At 39.6% G+C, this 890-nt stretch carries 1 pseudogene; it reads left to right on the top strand.

Annotation, left to right across the window (positions count from 1 at the left end):
- Positions 1-890 (top strand): annotated as a pseudogene (locus BU804_RS13560) (hypothetical protein); the annotation flags it as partial.

Genomic DNA, 890 nt, shown 5'->3' with positions numbered 1-890 from the left:
GAAGCCATTGAAAAGATTTTAGCAAAAGAGCTCCTTTGTCGACATGATGTGGAAGAGATTAACCAAATTTATCAGTCTGTAGATCTCTTAGAGAGGCAAATTGAAGAGATACCTGCGCGGAATAGCCACCATGCCCTCCAAAAAATTATAGAAAAAGTTAAAAAGATTGTTTCTAATCAAGCAATTAGCACGCAGGATTTGATTTCACTCTACCATTTACAACACTTTTCAGATTCAGAGTTGCAAATCGAGCAGGAGTTTAAAAGCGTACAGCGTAACTTTAGCTCAGATTACTTTCAAGCTATTGCCGAGGAGCTTCCCTATTGCTTTTCCACAGATCAATTCGATGAAGATGTGGAATGTTTAATAGGGCCTAACCGTACTGAAAAAGTAAATAAAATCTTGCAAGTCAAGAAAAAAAAACTTCAAGATTACGAGCAGCTAAAGAAAGTTATCGCACAAAGAAAATCTGATTTAGAAGAGCTCAGAAAAAACGATCCTTTATCATATCCAGCTTATTTGGATGAACTACTCGACAACGGCTATATTCACCTCTACGATCATCTCCTTCAAGTGAGAGCTCTTCCCAGTCGGAACGAACGACGATCTGAAATTGAAAAAATCTCCTTTTCTCTCTTATCCCATATCGTCTTGGAAACTCGAGAAGCAATCATTCAAAAAGTCGTAAACTCTATCCCTGCGGATCGCTCTCGTATTTTATTCCTATTAGGCCCCTCAGGAGCCGGCAAGTCGACCACGTTATGTTTCCTAAGAGGAGATCAGATGATATTAAAAGACTTCCACTACGAATCACAAAGTGATCGGCAACAGATTATTGGACTGTCTGGCGCAGCCTCATGTACATTTCTCCCAACCATTGAAATCGTCCA

Source organism: Candidatus Protochlamydia sp. W-9 (assembly GCF_001950615.1).
GTDB lineage: Bacteria > Chlamydiota > Chlamydiia > Chlamydiales > Parachlamydiaceae > Protochlamydia > Protochlamydia amoebophila.
Note: the sequence above shows the minus strand (reverse complement) of the source record. Positions and strands in the feature narration are given on the sequence as shown.